The following is a 15692-nucleotide window of genomic DNA, read 5'->3' on the forward strand; positions in this document are numbered from 1 at the left end:
CTGCTTTCGCAGGAGTACTGGCGAAATTCCGCAGCTGTTACGACTTGTTCCGGGGTGACGCGGCGGGTGTGGCAACGGTTTGACTGGAGGGTGGCAGCCGGTTCGATCGCCATGCCGTCATGACCGCGTCGGTCGTCCACGTCTGGCGGCTCCTGAAATGGGGGCGTATCCTCGCGCGGCATGGGGCGCTGCGCGGGATCGAGCGCGATCCCAATACGCCGGCGCCGGTGCGGCGGCTGGCACGGGTGGCGCGGCTGGGTGCGCGCGTTCCCAAGGTGCCGCGCTATGCCGATGCCTTTCAGGCGATCGGGCCGGCGGCGATCAAGCTCGGGCAGACATTGGCCACCCGCCCCGATCTGGTCGGCGAGGAAGCGACGCAGGATCTGCTGCGGTTGCAGGATCAATTGCCCCCCGTCCCCTATGCGACGATCGCCGCGGCGATGGAGGGCAGCTTCGGCCGGCCGCCGTCCGACCTGTTCGCCAGCATCGAGGAGGAACCGGTCGGCGCCGCGTCGATCGCGCAGGTGCATCGCGCGGTGACGACCGACGGGCGGACCGTCGCGGTCAAGGTGCTGCGCCCCGGCGTCGAGGCGGATTTCACCCGCGCGATCGCCACCTATGAATGGGCGGCGGCGCAGCTCGAGGGGATGAGCATCGAGGCGCGGCGGCTGCGGCCGCGGCTGACGGTGGAGAATTTCAAGCGCTGGACCGCGCGCGAGCTCAACTTCCGGCGCGAGGCGGCGTCGGCGTCCGAACTCGCCGAATCGATGACCGCCGAGCCCGATTTCGTCGTGCCGGCGATCGACTGGCAGCGCTCGACCGCGCGGGTGCTGACCGTCGAGTGGATCGACGGGATCAAGCTGTCGGACCGCGCCGCGCTGGTTGCGGCGGGCTACGACCTGCCCAAGCTGGCCAATACGCTGGTCCAGGCGTTCCTGCGGCAGGCGATCGCGGAAGGCTTCTTCCACGCCGACATGCATCAGGGCAATCTGTTCGCCTTGCCCGGCAATCGCATCGCGGCGATCGACTTCGGCATCATGGGCCGGATCGACCGGCGCGCACGGGTGTGGCTGGCGGAGATCCTCTACGGGCTGATCACCGGCAATTACCGGCGCGTCGCCGAAATCCATTTCGAGGCGGGCTATGTGCCGAGCCATCACAATGTCGCCGAATTCGCGACGGCGTTGCGCGCGGTCGGCGAACCGATGCGCGGGTTGCCGGTCAAGGACATGTCGATCGGGATGATGCTCGACGGGCTGTTCTCGATCACGCGCGACTTCGATATGGTGACGCAGCCGCATCTGCTGCTGTTGCAGAAGACGATGGTGATGGTCGAGGGGGTCGCGACGCGGCTCGATCCGGACATCAACCTGTGGGAATCGGCGGCGCCGTTCGTGCGCGAGTGGATCCGTACCGAGCTGGGGCCGGAAGCGGCGATCGCCGACCGGCTGATCGCCGACGTCAAGACGATCGCCGGCCTGCCCGAGCTGATCCGGCGGATCGAGGCGCGCTATCCGGCGCCGGGGGGCGAGCCCCCTGCCCCGCCGCTGCGCGAGATCGAGGTGGTGCGGATCGGCGGCGGCTGGCGCTATGCCGCGGTCGCGGCGGCCAGCGCGGCGGCGAGCGTCGCCGCGACCTGGCTGGTCGTCCACTGAGGCGATGATGCGGCGCGTTCCCGCCCCGTTGTGGCTGGCGCAGCCGTCGCGGTTCGCCGGACTGGCGCCGCGCAACGCCGCGGCGGCGCTGGTCGCGCTGGCGCTGCTGCTGCTCGCGTGCCTGCTCGTCTTCGCCGCGCCCGTCCCGCCGGCGGCGAGCGGCGATGCCGCGCAGCGCAGCGACGATCAGGCCGACGTCGTGCTGTACGAGACGATCGTCGCCAACGTCCGCCATGGCGGCAGCTATTATGCCACCGCGGCGGATGCGATGCGCGCGGGCGATTACCCGCTAAAGCCGTTCGTCACCTTCCGCCTGCCGACGCTGGCGATGGTGCAGGCGGCGGTGCCGCATGCAATCGTGGTGATCCTGCTCTACCTGCTCGCCGCGGCGGTGGCGCTCGCCTGGTATCGGCGGCTGGCGCCGGCGTTCGCGCGGCCGCCGCCGCGGGTCGTCGCGATGGTGCTGCTCGCCGCCGGACTGATGGCGTTCGTGCAGCGCGACCTGCTCGCCTTCCACGAGATCTGGGCGGGATTGCTGATCGCGCTGTCGCTCGGCGTGCATCGCGACGGGCAGTGGCTGCCCGCGGTCGCCTTCGGCCTGTCGGCGGCGCTGATCCGCGAGACTGCGGGGCTGTATCTGCTGCTGATGGCGATCCTGGCGCTCGCCGGCGGCGACCGGCGCGAAGGCGCGGCGTGGGTCGCGGCGGGGGCGATCCTCGCGCTGGCGCTGGCGGCGCATGCGCATGCGGTGGCCGAAGTGGTCGGGCCGCTCGATCCGCAGTCGCCGGGCTGGTCGGGGCATCTCGGCTTCGGCTTCTTCGTGCGGACGATGACGCTGTCGACCGCGCTGATGATCGTGCCGCTCTGGCTCGCCGCGCCGCTGGTCGGACTGGCGCTGTTCGGCTGGGCGGCGTGGCGCGACGTGCTGGGGCTGCGCGTGCTAGTGGTCATCGCCGCTTATGCCGCGGTGCTGAGCGTGTTCGGGCGGGTCGATACCTTTTATTGGGGGCTGCTGGTGGCGCCGTTGCTGCTTGTCGGCCTCGTCTTCGTGCCCGATGGCGCGCGCGACCTGCTGGCGGCGGTGAGCGACCGGCGGCGGATCACGGTGAAGAGGATCGTTCGATGACGCGTATCCTGCTGATCATCGGCGGCGGCATCGCCGCCTACAAGGCGTGCGAGTTGATCCGGCTGCTGCGCCGGCGCGGTTATGCGGTGCGCTGCGTGATGACCGAGGGCGCGAGCCATTTCGTCACGCCGATGACGCTCGCCGCGCTGAGCGAGGACCAGGTCTACACCAGCCTGTGGGATCTCAAGGACGAGGCGGAGATGGGGCATATCCAGCTCAGCCGGCAGGCCGATCTGGTCGTCATCGCGCCCGCCACCGCCGATCTGCTCGCGCGGATGGCGGGGGGCATCGCCGACGATCTGGCGACGACGCTGCTGCTCGCCACCGATACGCCGGTGCTGGCGGCGCCGGCGATGAACGTGCGGATGTGGCAGCATGCCGCGACCGTCCGCAACGTCGCGCAGCTCCGCGCCGACGGCATCACGATCCTCGAACCCGACGAGGGGGCGATGGCGTGCGGCGAGTTCGGTCCCGGCCGGCTGCCCGAGCCCGACGCGATCGCCGCGGCCGTTGACCGCATGCTCGCGCCGCGCGCGACGCCGCTCGCCGGCCGGCACGTGCTGGTCACCGCGGGGCCGACGCACGAGCCGATCGATCCGGTCCGCTATATCGCCAATCGCTCGTCGGGGCGGCAGGGGTTCGCGATCGCCGGTGCGCTCGCCGATCTCGGCGCGACGGTGACGTTGGTCGCCGGGCCGGTGACGCTCGCCACACCGGCGGGGGTACGGCGGGTCGACGTCGTCACCGCGGCCGAGATGGCGGCGTCGGTGCAGGACGCGCTGCCCGCCGATGCCGCGGTGATGGTCGCCGCGGTCGCCGACTGGCGGGTCGCTGCCGCGCCGCAGAAGGTCAAGAAGGGCGACGCGCCGCCGGCGCTGGTGCTGGCGGAGAATGAGGACATCCTCGCGACGCTGGCGCACGGACCGCGGCGGCCGCGGCTGGTGATCGGCTTCGCCGCCGAGACCGAGCGCGTCGTCGAGCAGGCGGTCGCCAAGCGGCTGCGCAAGAACGCCGACTGGATCGTCGCCAACGACGTGTCGGGCGACGTGTTCGGCGGCGACGCCAACACCGTGCACCTCGCCACCGCCGACGGCGTCGAACATTGGGAGCGCTCGCCCAAGGCCGACGTCGCGCGGCGGCTGGCGCAACGGATCGCCGAGACGCTGTCCGGTTCTTGATCTGTTCGCGCAGTCAGGCTAGCCCTGCGCCATGAGCCAAGCCATCGCCATCCGCCTCCGCCGCCTGCCGCACGGCGAGGGGCTGCCGCCGCCCGCTTATGCGACCGCGGGTGCGGCGGGGATGGACGTGGTGGCGGCCGAGGCGCTGACGCTGGCGCCGGGCGCGCGCGCGGCGGTGGCGACCGGCTTCGCGATCGCGATCCCCGAGGGCTATGAGGTGCAGGTGCGCCCGCGCTCGGGTCTGGCGATCAAGCACGGCATCACCTGCCTCAACACGCCCGGCACGATCGATTCGGACTATCGCGGCGAGGTGAAGGTGATCCTCATCAACCTCAGCGAGGCCCCCTTCCCGATCGCCCGCGGCGAACGCATCGCCCAACTCGTCCCCGCCCCGGTTCAGCGCGCGACGCTGGCAATCGTCGACGCGCTCGACGATACCGACCGTGGAAGCGGAGGATTCGGATCGACCGGCCGATGATCACAGCAATTCTCCTGGCAGCCCAGCTCGCCGGTGCATCGCCCATGCCGATGCCGCCGCAGGACTGGAGCGCGCTGCATCCATTGCCCTACAGCCGCGATCCCGACGATGGCGCCAATCTGTCGAGCTTCGTCCGCGCCGAGGTGAAAGCGGGGCGGTGCAACGCCGCGACGCCGTCGCCGCAGGGCTATGTGCTCAAGGTCGATCTCGCGGTGCTGGTCGGTGCCGGCGGCCAGCCCAAGCGGGTGGTGCCGCGGGCGATCGCCTGCCCCTCGGTCGAGCAATATGCCGCGGGCCTCGTCTCCAGCATGGCGCGCGGCAATATCGCCCCCGGCGTGGCGGATACCGATACCTGGTATCGGACCAGCCTCACCTTCTCCTGGTCGGCGTGACGCTCTCCGACGAGGAACTGACCCGCTACGCCCGGCACATCGTCCTGAAGGAGGTCGGCGGCGCCGGTCAGCAGCGCTTCGCCGCGGCGCATGTCGTGGTCATCGGCGCGGGCGGAATCGGATCGCCGGCGATCCCCTATCTCGCCGCGGCGGGCATCGGGCGGCTGACGATCGTCGACGACGACCATGTCGATCTGTCCAACCTGCAACGCCAGACGATCTATGCCACCGCCGAGATCGGCGCGGGCAAGGCGGAGACGGCGGCAGCGGCGGCGCGGCGGCTCAACCCGCATGTCGCCGCGGTGGCGCGACCGATACGCGTCGACGCCGGCAACGTCGCTGCGCTGCTCGCCGATGTCGACGTGGTGCTCGACGGTTGCGACAATTTCGCGACGCGGCTGATCGTCGCCGATGCGGCTTATGCCGCGCGGGTGCCGCTCGTATCGGCGGCGATCGGCCAGTTCGACGGGCAATTGGGGGTGTTCCGCGGCTGGGAGCCGGGCAAGCCCTGCTATCGCTGCTTCGTCGGCAGCGATCCCGACCGGCCCGGCGCGACCTGTGCCGAGGACGGCGTGCTGGGGCCGATGGCGGGGGCGATCGGCAGCCTCGCCGCGCTCGAGGTGCTGCGCGCGATCCATACCTTCGGCGAGGACAGCGCCGGCAAGCTGCTGCTCGCCGATACGCTGTCGCTGCGCTTCCGCACGCTGACGATGCCGAAGGACCCCGGCTGCCCGACCTGTGGCTTAGCCCGAAATTAAGCGACGGCTGCTAGTTAGCCGGCATGACCAGCGCCAGCCGCCCCAGGATCCTCACCGTCTTCGGCACCCGCCCTGAAGCGATCAAGCTGTTCCCCGTCGTGCGGGCGCTACAGGCGGCGGGCGGCATCGAGACGGTGACCTGCGTCACCGCGCAGCATCGCGGGCTGCTCGATCAGGTGCTCGCCATCGCCGGACTGACGCCCGACATCGACCTCGACCTGATGGAGCCGGGCCAGTCGCTCGATCGGCTGACCGCGCGGCTGCTCACCGGGCTCGGCGAGGTGATCGACCGGGTGCGGCCCGACCGCGTCGTCGTCCAGGGCGACACCGCGACCGCGATGGTCGGTGCGCTCGCCGCCTATTATCGCAAGATCCCGGTCGCGCACGTCGAGGCGGGGCTGCGCTCGGGCGACATCTACCAGCCCTGGCCCGAAGAGGTGAACCGGCGCATCGTCGCGCCGATCGCCGATCTGCATTTCGCGCCCACCGACACGGCCGCAGCGGCGCTGGCGCGCGAGGCCGTCACCGCGGGCGTCCATGTCACCGGCAATACGGTGATCGACGCGCTGCACTGGACGCGCGGGCGCATCGCCGAGACGCCGGCGCTGGCCGCCGATCTCGATCCGCTCGCCGCGCGCTTCGCCGGCAAGCGCATCGTCCTCGTCACGACGCATCGCCGCGAAAATTTCGGTGACGGCATGGCGGCGATCGCGCGGGGAATCGCGCGGATCGCGGCGCGCGACGATGTCGCGGTGATCTTCCCGATGCATCCCAATCCCAATGTCGGCGCGGTGATGGACGAATGGCTCGGCACGCCGGACAATGTCGCCCGGATCGCGCCGCTCGACTATCCGCATTTCATCCGCGCGCTCGAACTGTGCGACCTCGCGCTGACCGATTCGGGCGGCGTGCAGGAGGAGGCGCCCGCGCTCGGCAAGCCGGTGCTGGTGATGCGCGACACCACCGAGCGGCCCGAGGGCGTCGCGGCGGGCACCGCGCGCTTGATCGGCACCGACGAAGACCGCATCGTTTCCGAAGTGTTCACGCTTCTCGATGACAAGGCTGCCTATTCCGCCATGGCACGCGCCCACAATCCGTTCGGCGACGGCCAGGCCAGCACCCGGATCGCAAGGATCATCGCCGATGATTTCGGACTCTGAACTCAAGGTCGTCGTTCTCGGCCTCGGCTATATCGGCCTGCCGACCGCGGCGGTGATCGCGCGGACGGGGGCGAAGGTGCTCGGCGTCGACGTCACCGAATCGGTGGTCGAGACGGTCAATTCGGGGCGCGTGCATATCGAAGAGGTCGATCTCGACGGCCTCGTCTCCGGCGTGGTCGCGCGCGGATCGCTGCGTGCGTCGACGCGGATCGAGCCCGCCGACGTCTTCGTGATCGCGGTGCCGACCCCGTTCGGCGAGGATCATGCGCCCGACATCGCTTATGTGCTGCAGGCGGCGACGACGATCGCGTCGGTGCTCAAGCCGGGCGATGCGATCATCCTCGAATCGACCTCGCCGGTCGGCACCACCGAACGGGTGCGCGACCTGCTCGCCGAACTGCGCCCCGACCTGCGCGTACCCGGCCGCGCCGGCGAGGCGGCCGATATCGCGATCGCTTATTGCCCGGAGCGCGTGCTGCCCGGACGCATCCTCGTCGAGCTGATCGACAACGATCGCGTCATCGGCGGTATCACGCCGCGCTGCGCGCGCAAGGCGCTGACCTTCTACCGCCGCTTCGTGCGCGGCGCCTGCGTCACCACCACCGCGCGCGCGGCGGAGATGACCAAGCTGACCGAGAATGCCTTCCGCGACGTCAACATCGCCTTCGCCAACGAACTCAGCCTGATCGCCGATACGATGGGCGTCGACGTATGGGAGGTGATCCGCCTCGCCAACCGCCATCCGCGCGTCAACATCCTGCAACCGGGGCCGGGCGTCGGCGGCCATTGCATCGCGGTCGATCCGTGGTTCCTCGTCCATGCCGATCCTGCCAACACGCCGCTGATCCGCACCGCGCGGCTGGTCAACGACGGCAAGACCGACCATGTCGTCGCGCAGGCGAGCGCGCTGATCGAGGCGCGGCCCGGCGCGCCGGTCGCCTGCCTCGGCCTCGCGTTCAAGGCGAACATCGACGACTTCCGCGAGAGTCCGGCGCTCAAGGTCGCGGTCGCGCTGGCCGAGCGGTTCGGTGAGCGGGTGCGGATCGTCGAACCCTATGCGGCGACGCTGCCCAAGGCATTCGACGGCACCGGCGCTACGCTGATCGACATCGACGGCGCGATCGAAAGCTGTCCGATCATGGTCGTGCTGGTCGATCACGACGTGTTCCGCTCGGTGCCGATCGAGGAACGGCGCGACAAGGCGGTGCTCGACACGCGCGGGATCTGGCCGGATCAACCTGCGGTCGCCTCGCCGGTACAGGATGTGCTACGGCTGGTCGGCTAGCCACTTTCACGCGGGGTTCAGGCTGTTGCGGCCAGACCTGCGCGGGTATACCTGCCATTCGGCACGATCGACGGGAATCCATGCTCAAGAAGCTGCTCAACGCGCGCCGTTCCACGGCAACGCCGCTGACCGCCATTCCGGAAGGCGAACGCGTCTATGCGATCGGCGACGTCCACGGTTGCGCCGATCTGCTCGATCAATTGCTTGCCCGGATCGAAGCGGACGACCGGGCGCGCGATCCTGCGCGCACCACGATCGTCTTCCTCGGCGACCTCGTCGACCGCGGCCCGGCGTCGGCGGCGGTGATCGAGCGGCTGCGGCTGCTCGCGGCGGAGCGGCCGGATACGCGCTTCCTGCTCGGCAACCACGAGGAGGTGTTCCTCGAATCGCTCAAGGGCGAACCCAAGGCGCTGCGCATGTTCTGCCGGATCGGTGGGCGTGAGACGATCATGAGCTACGGGCTCGACGCCGCCGACTACGACCGGATGGATTATGAGGAACTGCATGCCGCGATGCGCGTCCGCGTGCCCGCCGAGCATCAGGCGTTCCTCGAATCGTTCGAGGATATGGTGACGATCGGCGACTATGCCTTCGTCCATGCCGGCGTGCGGCCGGGCACCGATCTCGCCGCGCAGCGCGGCGCCGACCTGCGCTGGATCCGCAACCCCTTCCTCGATCACGATCGCGCGCTCGATAAGATGGTCGTCCATGGCCATACGATCAGCGCGGGGCTCGACGAGCAGGTCCATCGGATCGGTGTCGATACCGGGGCTTACGAGACCGGCGTGCTGACCGCTTTGGGTTTGGAAGGCACGGCGCGCTGGACGGTGCAGGCGACCCGCGCGGGCTGACCGGCGGCGGGCGACGTGTGGCGTCGCCGCAACGGTCGCCGGCCATTCCGAAACCGGGCGGTTAAACTGTTGTCGCGCCTATATACTTCTGCCATGCAAACCGGTGACGAGCACAAGAGGGAGTTATATCATGCGTTTCGGTAAGATTGTCATGGCCGCTGCGGCCGCCACCATGGCCGTTGCTCCGGCGGTTGCCGCTCCGGCGAACCCCGCAGCCAGCCTGTCGGTGTCGAAGTCGGTTCGCACCGGTTCGACCTCGGCCAAGAAGAACGAGCTCGCCGGTGGCGGGATCGTCATCGCCCTGATCGCGGCCGCTGCCGTCGTCGCGGGCATCGTCGTTGTCGCCGACAGCGACGACAATGCGGACAGCAACTAAGCTGACCGTTAGCCTCGGCTAGAGAGAGTAGCGGCCTTCGGGCCGCTATTTTTTTGTCCGGCGCCGGCGATGGCGGGCACGAAAAAGCCGGCGCCGTATGGCCCGGCGCCGGCTGTTCGTCGTCGTGGCGGATCAGCGACCGCCGGGCATGCCCGGAGGCATCGCGCCGCGCGGCATCCCGCCGGAGCCGCCGGCACCCTGTGCCTGGGCCTGTGCCTGCATCTGGCGGACGACGGCTTCGGGCAGGAAGTCGATCAGCTCGATGTCGAAGACGAGCGTGGAGTTGGCAGGGATCGGTCCCTTCGCCTCGGCGCCGTAACCAAGCGCGGGCTTGATCCAGACGCGATACTTGGCGCCCTTCGGCATCAGCTTGAGCGCCTCTGAGAAGCCGGGGACGACGCCGGCGACGGGCATCGGCGTCGGCTGTTGCGACTTGTCGAAGGTGGTGCCGTTGAGCAGCTTGCCTTCATAATTGATGAGCGCGACGTCGCTGTCGGTCGGTTTGGGGGCGCCCGGTGCGCCGGGCTGCACCACCTTATATTGCAGCCCCGACGGGGTCGTCACCACGCCGCTCGCGCGGGCGTTGCGGGTGAGGAAGTCGTCGCCCTGCCGCGCCAGGAGGAAGGCCGCGAGACAGGCGACGACGATGCCCACCCACAGATAGACGAGATAGGTCCGCTTGATGGGACGCAGCGGAACGGCGGTGACGGTCGACATCTGGGGCACCTGAAGTTGTGGTGCCGGGCCGGCCGTCACCGGTTAACATCTCTAACTTCGCACGAAGACGCATCCGGAGGAAAGCATCTTCGCAGCGATCACAATGACTTAGCGCGCACCGTCGCGCTCGGCGCGCTTGCGGTCGAGCTTGCGCGAACGGCGGACGGCGGCGGCACGCTCGCGCGCGCGGCGCTCCGACGGCTTCTCGAAGTGACGGCGCAGCTTCATCTCCCGGTACACGCCCTCGCGCTGCAGCTTCTTCTTGAGCACGCGAAGGGCCTGGTCGACATTGTTGTCGCGGACGACGATCTGCATGGAACTGAAACACTCCGGTCAATAGCTATGGCGGCTGCAGACGAAAGGTCCGCGCCGTGCGAACGGTGCCCGTAGCAGCGAGCGGCCCGATGCGCAACCCGCGCGCCCGCGCCTGCCCGCCGCGCGACACGCGCGGGGATGATCGGCGCCCCGTCTTTCGGCTTGCGGCGCGGATTGTGCAAGCTAATGGTAGCGATAACCAGCTGGGAGAGATGGAAGACGGCGAACGCCGCGGCGGGAACGAGGGCATCGGCGATGCTCCACCCGCCGAGCCGGTCGCCGTACCGTCAGGGCCAGCGCCACCGCCGCGCCCGCCGACCGACGTCCGATCGGCCGGTGCGTCCGATCCGGAGAAGAGCCCAATGCCGATACCCTTCGACCCCGCCGACGCGCTCGGCAGCGACTGGCGCAGCGCGCGCTGGCTCGGCCGCATCGATCTGGGCGCCGGCCCGAGCCCGGTGCTGGTCGTCGACGGCATCGCCTATGACATGGCGCGCGTCGCCCCGACCGTCGCCGAACTGGTCGCCGGCGGCAGCTTCGACCACGCGCAGGGCGAGGAGATCGGTGCGCTCGACGCGATCGGCCTGTCGGTCGACGGCCTGCCGCGGCTGCTCAGCCCGGTCGACCTGCAATGCGTCAAGGCGGCGGGCGTCACTTTCGCCGTGTCGGCGATGGAGCGCGTCATCGAGGAGCGTGCGCGCGGCGATGCCGGTGCGGCGGCCGAGGTGCGCAGCCGGCTGGAAGGGCGGATCGGCGGCAGCATGCGCGCGGTGGTGCCCGGCTCGCCCGAGGCGGCGGCGCTCAAGCAGGCGCTGATCGACGAGCAATTGTGGTCGCAATATCTCGAGGTGGCGATCGGCCCCGATGCCGAGATCTTCACCAAGGCGCCGGTGCTGGCGACGGTCGGCTGGGGCGCGGACGTCGGCATCCGTTCCGATTCGACGTGGAACAACCCCGAGCCCGAAGTGGTGCTGCTCGCCGGTCCCGACGGCCGCGCGGTCGGCGCGACGCTGGGCAACGACGTCAATCTGCGCGACTTCGAGGGGCGCTCGGCGCTGCTGCTCGGCAAGGCGAAGGACAATAACGCCTCCTGCTCGCTGGGCGCGTTCGTGCGGCTGTTCGACGCCGACTTCACGATGGACGACGTCCGGCAGGCGGAGATCACGCTGCGCATCGAGGGCACCGACGGCTATGCGCTCGACGGCGCCAGCTCGATGAACCAGATCAGCCGCGATCCCGAGGAGCTGCTGCGCCAGGCGCTGAGCGAGCATCAATATCCCGACGGCCTGGTGCTGTTCCTCGGCACGCTGTTCGCGCCGACGCAGGATCGCGACGTGCCCGGCCAGGGCTTCACCCACAAGGTCGGCGACACGGTGGCGATCGAGACGCCGCGGCTCGGCCGGCTGGTCAACACGGTCAGCACCTCGAAGGCGGCGCCGCCGTGGCGCTTCGGCCTGACCGCGCTGATCCGCAACCTCGCCGGCCGCGGGTTGCTCGCATGAGCGGGACGGCAATGGACGGCGACGGCCGGCGCGCGCTCTACCCCTCGCTCAGCGGCAAGCGGGTGATCATCAGCGGCGGCGGATCGGGGATCGGCGCGGGGCTGGTCGAGGCGTTCGCGCGACAGGGCGCCAAGGTCGCCTTCGTCGACGTCGCCGAGGCGGACAGCCGCGCGCTGGTCGAGCGATTGGGCGATGCCGCGCATGTGCCGGTGTTCCGCCGGCTCGACCTCACCGATCTCGATGCGCTGGCGTCGGTGTTCGCCGAACTGCAGGCCGAGCTGGGCGGCGTCGACGTGCTGGTCAACAATGCCGCCAACGACGATCGCCATACGGTCGCCGAGGTGACGCCGTCCTATTGGGACCAAAGGATGAACGTCAATCTGCGTCATCAGTTCTTCGCGGCGCAGGCGGTGATCCCGGCGATGAAGGCGGCGGGCGGCGGATCGATCATCAACTTCGGCTCGATCAGCTGGCACCTCGGGCTGGAGGACCTCGTCCTCTACCAGACCGCCAAGGCGGCGATCGAGGGGCTGACGCGCAGCCTCGCCCGCGACCTCGGCCGCGACAACATCCGCGTCAACACGGTGGTGCCGGGCAACGTCAAGACGCCGCGCCAGGAGAAATGGTACACGCCCGAGGGCGAGGCGGAGATCGTCGCGGCGCAATGCCTTGATGGGCGGATCGAGCCGGAGGACATCGCCGCCCTGGTGCTGTTCCTCGCGTCGGAGGATGCGCGCATGTGTACGGCGCACAATTACTGGATGGACGCCGGCTGGCGGTAATGGGGGCTGCGCGGGGGGGCTGCGTAGGTGATGGCAACGCACGAACTCCTCCCCCGCCAGCGCAGGGCGATCGCAAACGAACCTTCACCTAAGCCCGCCGCGTTCCAAGCCCACCCCGTCACCCCGGACTTGTTCCGGGGTCTACCCTGCGGCGAGGAGAAAGGCTTGGTTCGCCACCCTGCTCTCTCGCGGCCCGGTGGGCCCTGGAACAAGTCCGGGGTGACGGATGGGATGAGGAAACCGATCGAGCCTCATCACCGCAGCCCACGGCGATCCTTCCCCGCCAGCGAGCGCCGGGTTGAACGCCCCCAGCCCCTTCAAGGCCATGCCGGGGGAATAACCGACCCTGCCGCCCCGCAAACACGAGGGAGGAATTTTTGCCCTTTCGTCATCCCGGCGAAAGCCGGGACCCATGGACCCGGTGCCGCCGGTCATGGCGCGTACCGCCGACCGCCCGTCACCGTGGGTCCCGGCTTTCGCCAGGATGACGAAAAGGGGCGCGCGGGCCGGACGCGTTGGGCGACCGTACCCCCCAAAACCGTCACCGCTCGCTTTGTCGCGCGACTCCTCCTAACCAGCCGGGCGGTATGGACGGGAGCGTGACGCGATGATGGCAGCGGTGCGGCGGTTGGTGTTGCTGGTGATGCTCGTCGCCCTCGCGATCGCGGCGCCGGCCGCGGCGCAGACCACGCCGGTCGAGACCGCCAGCCGGCAGCTCGCCGGCGCCGAGACGGCGCTCGATGCGGTCGACAAGGCGCTCGACGGCAAGGTCGATCGCGAGACGCGCGGCACATTGCGCGATCAGGCGCTCGGCGCGCAAAGCGACGCGCGTGAGGCGGCCGAGCAGTTGCGCAGCCAGCTCGCGCTGGTCGATGCGCGTATCGCCGGGCTCGGGCCGCCGGTCGCCGGCGTGGTCGAGGCGCCCGACATCCGCGCCGAGCGGCGCGCCCTGGCGCAGGCGCGCAGCGCGCTCGATTCGAAGGTGAAGCGCGGGCAGCTCGTCGCGGTCGAGGCGGGGCAGCTCGTCACCGAGATCGACGAGACGCAGGCGGAGGAGATCAACCAGCGGATCGCCGTGCGGACCCCCTCCCCGCTGTCGCCGCATTTCTGGAGCGACATGTTCGCGGCGCTGCCGCGCGACAGCCGGCGCGTGTCGACCTTCCTCAGCCGCGAATGGGCGCAGATCGATACCGGCCTGCGCCGGGGGTTTCCGATCGGCGCGCTGCTCGGCGCGCTGCTGGCGCTCGTGATGCTGATCCCGGTGCGGCAGTTCCTGCGCCGGATCGGCCAGCGCTATCTGATCGCCGATGCGCCGGGGCATCGCGTGCGGCGGTCTGCGAATGCCCTGTGGCGGGTGTTCGTCGGCACGACGATGCCGATGGCCGCCGCCTTCCTGTTCGTGCAGGGGCTGCGCTGGTCGGCGCTGCTCGCGCCGGCGTGGAACGCGCTCGCCGACGCGCTGGTGATCGCCGCGGCGTTCAGCGGGCTGACCGCGGCGGTCGGCGCCGCCTTCCTGATGGCACGGCAGCCGTCGTGGCGGGTGACGACGCTGACCGATGCCACCGCGACCGCGCTGCGACCGGTGGCGTGGGCGTTCGCGACGCTGACCTTCGTCGTCATCCTCGCCAATGCGTTCAACACCACCGCCGGCGTCAGCCCGACCGCCTTGCTCGGCACGCAGGTGGTCGAGGTGATCGTCCACCTGATCCTGATCGCGGGGACGCTCGTCATCATCGGCCGGCTTCGCGCCGCGGAGGCGGCGGACGGCGAGAGCGAGGCCGAGGCGGCGGCGAGTGCCGGCGTCGGCGCGATCACGCTGGCGGTGTGGCTGATCGTCGCCGGCGCGGGGCTGGCGCTGCTGATCGGCTATGTCGGGCTGGCGATCACGATCACCCAGGCGGTGATCTGGGCGACGTTGCTGGGGGTGAGCACCTATCTGCTGATGGTGGTGATCGACGATGTCGCGACCAGCCTGTTCCAGCGCGACGGCCGCGTCGGGCTGACGTTGCGCCACGGCATGGGGATCAGCGGCAGCGCGGTCGACCAGTTCGGCGTGCTGCTGTCGGCGGTGCTGCGGCTGGCGGTGATCGTCGTCGCGCTCGGGCTGCTGCTCTATCCGTTCGGTGCGGGCTTCGGCTCGTTCCTCGACCGGGTCGGCGGACTGGCGCGCGGTGTCGAGGTCGGCGGCATCGCGATCTCGCCGGGGACGATCATCCGCTTCGTCGCGGTGCTCGCCCTGGGGCTGTTCCTGGTGCGGCAGTTCACCGGCTGGCTCGACCATCGCTATCTGCCGAGCACCGATCTCGACAGCAGCGTGCGCAACTCGATCAGGCTGGTCGCGCGCTATCTGGCGATCGCGCTGGCGGTGGTATGGGCGCTCGCCTCGCTCGGCATCGGCATGGAGCGGATCGCGCTGCTGCTGTCGGCTTTGTCGGTCGGCATCGGCTTCGGCCTGCAGGCGATCACCTCCAACTTCGTCTCCGGGCTGATCCTGCTCGCCGAGCGGCCGATCAAGATCGGCGACCTGATCCGCGTCGGCACCGACGAGGGCGACGTCAAGCGGATCAGCGTGCGCTCGACCGAGATCGAGCTGGCGGATCATTCGACGCTGATCGTGCCCAATTCGGAGCTGATCACCAAATCGGTGCTCAACAAGACGCTCGCCGGGCCGATGGGGCGGATCCAGATCCATTTCTCGGTGCCGATCGCCAGCGATGCCGACCGGGTGCGGGCGATCGTGCTGGAGACGTTCGTCGCCGAGCCGATGGTGCTCGACGCGCCGGCGCCGGCGGTGCTGATCGACGGGATCGGCGACGGCCGCATCCTGTTCAACTGCCTCGCGCACGTCGCCAGCCCGCGCAGCACCGGCGAGGCGCGCAGCAACGTGCTGCTGACACTGCTGCGGCGGATGCGCGACGAGGGGATCGAACTCGGGACGGTGCCGCAGCGGGTGGAATGGGTGACGGTGCCGCCGCAGCTCGGCGATGCCGCGGCGGGTTGAGGAGGCAAGGGTTCGATGTACGAAGCGAACCTGTTGCCAGATCCGCCCGTCACCCCGGCCTCGAGCCGGGGTCCCGCTTCTCCGGACGGCGCGGAGAAGAAGCGGGACCCCGGCGC

At 70.0% G+C, this 15692-nt stretch carries 15 protein-coding genes; 13 read left to right on the plus strand and 2 right to left on the minus strand.

Annotation, left to right across the window (positions count from 1 at the left end):
* Nucleotides 1-119 precede the first annotated feature (119 nt).
* The 10 genes from ubiB (at nt 120) to FFS23_RS07335 (ending at nt 9259) form a co-directional block, all read left to right on the plus strand.
* A complete protein-coding gene (ubiB, locus tag FFS23_RS07290) occupies nt 120-1655 on the plus strand; it encodes a 2-polyprenylphenol 6-hydroxylase (protein ID WP_137898066.1) in 1536 nt (511 codons plus the stop codon).
* Between the two features lie 4 nt (nt 1656-1659).
* The gene (locus FFS23_RS07295; protein ID WP_137898067.1) at nt 1660-2781 is read left to right on the plus strand and encodes a hypothetical protein; all 1122 of its coding nucleotides are present in this window, start codon (nt 1660-1662) and stop codon (nt 2779-2781) included.
* Nucleotides 2778-3959, plus strand: a complete 1182-nt coding sequence (coaBC, locus tag FFS23_RS07300; protein ID WP_137898068.1) for a bifunctional phosphopantothenoylcysteine decarboxylase/phosphopantothenate--cysteine ligase CoaBC — start codon at nt 2778-2780, stop codon at nt 3957-3959. The genes FFS23_RS07295 and coaBC overlap by 4 nt, the downstream gene beginning before the upstream one ends.
* Before the next feature lie 31 nt (nt 3960-3990).
* Entirely contained in the window at nt 3991-4437 is a 447-nt protein-coding gene (gene dut / locus FFS23_RS07305; RefSeq protein ID WP_137898069.1) for a dUTP diphosphatase, read from the plus strand.
* Nucleotides 4434-4829: a hypothetical protein gene (locus tag FFS23_RS07310; protein ID WP_137898070.1), complete on the plus strand. Its 396-nt coding sequence runs from the start codon at nt 4434-4436 to the stop codon at nt 4827-4829. Before dut ends, FFS23_RS07310 begins: the two co-directional genes overlap by 4 nt.
* The gene (locus FFS23_RS07315) at nt 4826-5587 is read left to right on the plus strand and encodes a HesA/MoeB/ThiF family protein (RefSeq protein WP_137898071.1); all 762 of its coding nucleotides are present in this window, start codon (nt 4826-4828) and stop codon (nt 5585-5587) included. Before FFS23_RS07310 ends, FFS23_RS07315 begins: the two co-directional genes overlap by 4 nt.
* 23 nt (nt 5588-5610) lie before the next feature.
* On the plus strand, nt 5611-6747 hold the full coding sequence (wecB, locus tag FFS23_RS07320; RefSeq protein WP_137898072.1) for a non-hydrolyzing UDP-N-acetylglucosamine 2-epimerase: 1137 nt from the start codon (nt 5611-5613) through the stop codon (nt 6745-6747).
* Nucleotides 6731-8032 (plus strand): UDP-N-acetyl-D-mannosamine dehydrogenase, encoded by a 1302-nt coding sequence (gene wecC, locus FFS23_RS07325; protein ID WP_137898073.1) that lies wholly within the window; start codon nt 6731-6733, stop codon nt 8030-8032. Before wecB ends, wecC begins: the two co-directional genes overlap by 17 nt.
* Before the next feature lie 80 nt (nt 8033-8112).
* Nucleotides 8113-8883 carry a metallophosphoesterase family protein gene (locus FFS23_RS07330; RefSeq protein WP_137898074.1) on the plus strand — a complete coding sequence of 257 codons (771 nt, stop codon included), beginning with the start codon at nt 8113-8115 and terminating at the stop codon, nt 8881-8883.
* A gap of 130 nt (nt 8884-9013) precedes the next feature.
* Nucleotides 9014-9259 carry a hypothetical protein gene (locus tag FFS23_RS07335; protein ID WP_245640815.1) on the plus strand — a complete coding sequence of 82 codons (246 nt, stop codon included), beginning with the start codon at nt 9014-9016 and terminating at the stop codon, nt 9257-9259.
* 132 nt (nt 9260-9391) lie between these two features.
* Here FFS23_RS07335 and FFS23_RS07340 read toward each other — a convergent pair whose 3' ends face one another.
* Together FFS23_RS07340 and rpsU are read right to left on the minus strand one after the other, a co-directional pair.
* Nucleotides 9392-9976, minus strand: coding sequence for an FKBP-type peptidyl-prolyl cis-trans isomerase (locus tag FFS23_RS07340; RefSeq protein ID WP_137898075.1), 585 nt, complete (start codon nt 9974-9976; stop codon nt 9392-9394).
* 108 nt (nt 9977-10084) lie between these two features.
* The gene (gene rpsU / locus FFS23_RS07345) at nt 10085-10291 is read right to left on the minus strand and encodes a 30S ribosomal protein S21 (RefSeq protein WP_038658749.1); all 207 of its coding nucleotides are present in this window, start codon (nt 10289-10291) and stop codon (nt 10085-10087) included.
* 362 nt (nt 10292-10653) lie between these two features.
* On the opposite strand from rpsU, the gene FFS23_RS07350 reads away from it, so the two are divergent.
* The 3 genes from FFS23_RS07350 (at nt 10654) to FFS23_RS07365 (ending at nt 15576) form a co-directional block, all read left to right on the plus strand.
* Entirely contained in the window at nt 10654-11793 is a 1140-nt protein-coding gene (locus tag FFS23_RS07350; RefSeq protein WP_137898076.1) for a fumarylacetoacetate hydrolase family protein, read from the plus strand.
* Nucleotides 11790-12575, plus strand: coding sequence for a D-xylose 1-dehydrogenase (gene xylB / locus FFS23_RS07355; RefSeq protein WP_171009403.1), 786 nt, complete (start codon nt 11790-11792; stop codon nt 12573-12575). The genes FFS23_RS07350 and xylB overlap by 4 nt, the downstream gene beginning before the upstream one ends.
* A gap of 607 nt (nt 12576-13182) precedes the next feature.
* Nucleotides 13183-15576, plus strand: a complete 2394-nt coding sequence (locus tag FFS23_RS07365) for a DUF3772 domain-containing protein (protein WP_249340573.1) — start codon at nt 13183-13185, stop codon at nt 15574-15576.
* The last annotated feature ends 116 nt before the right edge of the window (nt 15577-15692 follow it).

Origin of the sequence: Sphingomonas sp. 2SG, from assembly GCF_005503285.1 — a bacterium.
Lineage (GTDB): Bacteria > Pseudomonadota > Alphaproteobacteria > Sphingomonadales > Sphingomonadaceae > Sphingomonas > Sphingomonas taxi.